General features: G+C 62.6%; 2 protein-coding genes. Both read right to left on the bottom strand.

Annotated features, from left to right (window positions below; all coding sequences use genetic code 11):
• A partial coding sequence (locus tag G8346_RS11570; RefSeq protein ID WP_166051369.1) for a HAMP domain-containing protein occupies positions 1-1415 on the bottom strand: 1415 nt, incomplete at its 3' end.
• A 29-nt stretch (positions 1416-1444) separates the two neighbouring features.
• Positions 1445-1675, bottom strand: a 231-nt coding sequence (locus tag G8346_RS14865) for a chemotaxis protein CheW (protein ID WP_240901440.1), incomplete at its 5' end; no start/stop codon positions are given.

The raw sequence follows: 1675 nt of genomic DNA, 5'->3' as shown, positions 1-1675 counted from the left end.
TTGGCGGCGGTGTTGATGGTGTCGGCGGAGGACTTGATGCCGCCCATCAGTTCGTTGAGCTTGTCCATGGACTCGTTGACGGCTTCCTGGAGGACCTTGAAGTCGCCGTGGTAGGTGCCGTCGATCTTCATGCGCAGGTCGCCATCGGCGAGTGCGACCATGACGCGCTTGACCTGGTTGATCGGGCCGACCACCGCGTCGAGGGTGGCGTTGACGCCATCGACGATCTTCCTGAAGTCACCCTGGTGGTGCGAGGCATCGGCGCGCGTCTCCAGCTTGCCGGCCAGTGCAGCCTCGGAAAGCATGTTGGCGTCTCTCACCAGCGCGTTGACGGCGTTGATGCAGGTGTTGAGGTTGTTCTTGAGGGCGTTGAAGTCGCCCTTGTACTCGTCGGTGATCTTCTCGGGGATATCGCCCTTGGAGATGCGGTCGACGTAGCCGGCGGCGACGTTCAGGGGGCCGATGACGGCATCGAGGGTATTGTTGACGCCCGCCACGATGTCGCGGAACTCGCCTTCGTGCTTGTCGGCATCCGCGCGCGTGGCCAGGCGGCCCTCCACGGCGGCCTTGGCCAGCATGTTGGCGTCCGCCACCATACCCTTGACGCTCGCCTGGACGCGGTTCACTGCTTCTACCAGCTGGCCGACCTCGTCTGCGGGGTTGGTGGCCTTGACCTGGAAATCGAAGTTGCCTGCGGCCATCTTGTCGGCGGCCTCGACCACCTGGGAAACCGGGCGGGCGAAGGAGCGGGAGATGACCAGCCAGCCGATGAAGCCGGCCAGCAGCAGGCCAAGCCCCGCGGAGACGATAGTGATCATCCTCTGGCGCTCGAACTGAGCCACCGCGCCGGCATATTGAGTGCCCGCGAATTCCGCTTTCTGCGTCACCATCGCCTCGATTCGCGGCAGCACGGAGGTGCGAAATGCGGGCAGCGTGGTGGCGATAAGAAAATCACTCGCCGCGTCGAAATTACCGGCCTCCATCATGTCGAGCACCGGGACCAGGGCATCTCGCACATAGGCCGCACGCGCCGTTTCCAGCTCAGCGGCGGCCTGGCGGCCTGCGTCGGTTGCGACATGGTTTGCCAGGTACTCCTCGAGCTCTGCGATGATCTGGGCGGAACGCTCTCGCATTTTCGTGAAATGCCGGTCGACCTGGTGCCCGTCCGCGAAGGTGTTCTCAAGGCGCGGATCGTGTTGGGCTGCATCGAACAGCTCAACCAGGTTTTCCTTGAACATCGATTCCATGCGCCCCAGGCTCGCGGTGCCTTCGAGGCCCATCTGGTACATGTCTTCCATTTCGACCGTGAGAGCCTGCATGCCCCTGACGCCGGTGAACCCGATGCCGATCAGCACCAGGGAGAGGATGCCGAGGACTCCGTAGAGCTTGGCGGTAATGGTCAGCTTCCTAAACATTTTGCTTTGCCTTCTTTCTAGCGTGCGATTCAGGCGGCTGCCTGGTCCATCAGGCCCATGTCCTCAGCGGTCATGAGTTTCTCGATATCGATGATGATGATCATGCGTTCGTCGACGGTGGCGAGGCCGTCGATGTATGCGGTGTCCAGGACGGTGCCGAACTCTGGAGCTGGCCGGACCTGGTCGTGGGCGAGGGAGGTGACGTCGGAGACGGCGTCGACGACCATGCCGATGACGCGCTTGCCGATGTTGAGGATGAT

Origin of the sequence: Thioalkalivibrio sp. XN279, assembly GCF_011089885.1 — a bacterium.
Classification (GTDB): Bacteria; Pseudomonadota; Gammaproteobacteria; order Steroidobacterales; family XN24; genus XN24.
Note: the sequence above shows the minus strand (reverse complement) of the source record. Positions and strands in the feature narration are given on the sequence as shown.